This window comes from Corynebacterium xerosis NBRC 16721 = ATCC 373 (genome assembly GCF_001552415.1).
In the GTDB taxonomy this organism is placed as follows: domain Bacteria; phylum Actinomycetota; class Actinomycetes; order Mycobacteriales; family Mycobacteriaceae; genus Corynebacterium; species Corynebacterium xerosis.
In genome coordinates this window covers 1-3,374 of the sequence record NZ_BCRD01000013.1, presented here as the reverse complement: position 1 = coordinate 3,374, position 3,374 = coordinate 1, and the positions used below count along the sequence as shown (strand labels likewise).

The following is a 3,374-nucleotide window of genomic DNA, read 5'->3' as shown; positions in this document are numbered from 1 at the left end:
GGTGGTGCTGTCCCAGACGCTGGATAGTGGACGCGAACCAAACCTTGGCTCTTCTCGTTACGTAGAAATGTCGAACATTAACCACTCCAAAGAGTGGGTGTGTTGACGTTCGGCCTATTAGTACCGGTCACCTGAACACGTTACCGTGCGTACAGTTCCGGCCTATCAACCCCATCATCTATGGGGGACCTCAAATGAAACCTGATCTCGGAACAGGCTTCCCGCTTAGATGCTTTCAGCGGTTATCCCTTCCGTACGTAGCCAACCAGCAATGCCCCTGGCGGAACAACTGGCACACCAGAGGTACGTCCGTCCCGGTCCTCTCGTACTAGGGACAGCCTTCCTCAAGTTTCTACGCGCGCGGCGGATAGAGACCGAACTGTCTCACGACGTTCTAAACCCAGCTCGCGTGCCGCTTTAATGGGCGAACAGCCCAACCCTTGGGACCTACTCCAGCCCCAGGATGCGACGAGCCGACATCGAGGTGCCAAACCATCCCGTCGATATGGACTCTTGGGGAAGATCAGCCTGTTATCCCCGGGGTACCTTTTATCCGTTGAGCGACACCGCTTCCACAAGCCGGTGCCGGATCACTAGTCCCTACTTTCGTACCTGCTCGACCTGTCAGTCTCACAGTCAAGCTCCCTTGTGCACTTACACTCAACACCTGATTGCCAACCAGGCTGAGGGAACCTTTGGGCGCCTCCGTTACTCTTTGGGAGGCAACCGCCCCAGTTAAACTACCCACCAGGCACTGTCCCCAACCCGGATCACGGGCCGAGGTTAGATATCCAATACGATCAGAGTGGTATTTCAACAACGACTCCACCCCAACTGGCGTTGAGGTTTCACAGTCTCCCACCTATCCTACACAAACCGAACCGAACACCAATACCAAGCTATAGTGAAGGTCCCGGGGTCTTTTCGTCCTGCCGCGCGTAACGAGCATCTTTACTCGTACTGCAATTTCGCCGGGTCTGTGGTTGAGACAGCAGGGAAGTCGTTACGCCATTCGTGCAGGTCGGAACTTACCCGACAAGGAATTTCGCTACCTTAGGATGGTTATAGTTACCACCGCCGTTTACTGGGGCTTAAATTCTCCGCTTCGGCCGGCAAAACCGGCCTAACAGGTCCTCTTAACCTTCCAGCACCGGGCAGGCGTCAGTCCGTATACATCGACTTACCGTCTTCGCACGGACCTGTGTTTTTAGTAAACAGTCGCTTCCCTCTATTCTCTGCGGCCACATCACGCCGTCCGCCGTAAAGGCATAGACATGACGAGGCCCCCCTTCTCCCGAAGTTACGGGGGCATTTTGCCGAGTTCCTTAACCACAGTTCACCCGATCGCCTTAGTATTCTCTACCTGACCACCTGTGTCGGTTTGGGGTACGGGCCACACAACCACTCGCTAGAGGCTTTTCTCGGCAGCATAGGATCACCAACTTCCCCACTACGGGTACGCATCACGTCTCACCCTTCAATTGCGGTCCGGATTTACCTAGACCACGGGCTACACGCTTACACCACCATCCATCAGGTGGCACGGCTACCTTCCTGCGTCACCCCATCACTTGGCTACTACCAGATCAGGTCCCCTGCATCCACAACCAGACACCACCCGAAGGTGACGAAAGGATGCTTCAGGAGGGTTAGTATCACTGATTCACCATGGGCGCGATTGTGCGGGTACGGGAATATCAACCCGTTGTCCATCGACTACGCCTGTCGGCCTCGCCTTAGGTCCCGACTCACCCTGGGAGGATTAACCTGGCCCAGGAACCCTTGGTCATCCGGCGGAGGAGTTTTCCACTCCTCATTCGCTACTCATGCCTGCATTCTCACTCGTGTCCACTCCACCACAGGTCACCCCGCAGCTTCACAGCCGAACACGACGCTCCCCTACCCAACCAGCCACAAGGACTGATTGCCGCGGCTTCGGCGGTATGCTTGAGCCCCACTACATTGTCGGCGCAGGACCACTCGACCAGTGAGCTATTACGCACTCTTTCAAGGATGGCTGCTTCTAAGCCAACCTCCTGGTTGTCTTCGCGATCCCACATCCTTTTCCACTTAGCATACCCTTAGGGGCCTTAGCCGGCGATCTGGGCTGTTTCCCTCTCGACTACGAAGCTTATCCCCCGCAGTCTCACTGCCGTGCTCTGACCTCACCGGCATTCGGAGTTTGGCTGATGTCGCTAAGATGATAGTCCCGCTAAACCAACCAGTAGCTCTACCTCCAGGAGGAAACACACGACGCTGCACCTAAATGCATTTCGGGGAGAACCAGCTATCACGGAGTTTGATTGGCCTTTCACCCCTACCCACAACTCATCCCCTCAGTTTTCAACCTAAGTGGGTTCGCGCCTCCACAGAGTCTTACCTCTGCTTCACACTGGCCATGGGTAGATCACTCCGCTTCGGGTCCAGGACACGCCACTAAACACACTAGTTAGTATTCGCTTTCGCTACGGCTACCCCACACGGGTTAACCTCGCGACGTGCCGCTGACTCGCAGGCTCATTCTTCAAAAGGCACGCCATCACCCCACAAAGAGGCTCTGACGGATTGTAAGCACACGGTTTCAGGTACTATTTCACTCCCCTCCCGGGGTACTTTTCACCATTCCCTCACGGTACTATCCGCTATCGGTCACAGGAGGTATTCAGGCTTACCGGGTGGTCCCGGCAGATTCACAGCAGATTTCACGGGCCCGCTGCTACTCGGGGACAAACGCAACCAACAGGCCATGGCTTTCACGTACCGGGCTCTCACCGTCTACGGCAGGCGATTCCACGCACTTTCCGCTAACCACAACCACTGTCGGCGCACAGCTGGCAGACCATGCACGCATAAACCCCACAACACCACACACGCAACCCCTGCCAGGTATCACACGCATGCGGTTTAGCCTCATCCGCGTTCGCTCGCCACTACTAACGGAATCACAATTGTTTTCTCTTCCTACGGGTACTGAGATGTTTCACTTCCCCGCGTAACCACCAACCAGACTATGAATTCATCTGGCGGCGACCGCCCATAACGACGGCCAGGTTTCCCCATTCGGACACCCTCGGATCAACGCTTAGTTGGCAGCTCCCCGAGGCATTTCGCAGCCTCTCACGTCCTTCATCGGCCTCCTGATGCCAAGGCATCCACCGTGTGCCCTTACAACACAACACACAAAACGACCAAACAGAATAAACTGTTGGAACAAATCTACAGAAAAATCAAGATGCTCGCGTCCACTATCCAGTTCTCACACAACACCAACCACCACCACCAACCAGACAACAAGCCCAGCCGGCAACGATGACCGCAACAGGAAAAAAACCACAACCCACCAACCACACCAAGGACCAAAGCCCCAAACGTGA

General features: G+C 55.4%; 1 rRNA gene. It reads right to left on the bottom strand.

Annotated elements, in window-relative coordinates:
* Positions 1-96: 96 nt before the first annotated feature.
* A 23S ribosomal RNA gene (locus CX1_RS11870) occupies positions 97-3,180 on the bottom strand.
* Positions 3,181-3,374: the final 194 nt, after the last annotated feature.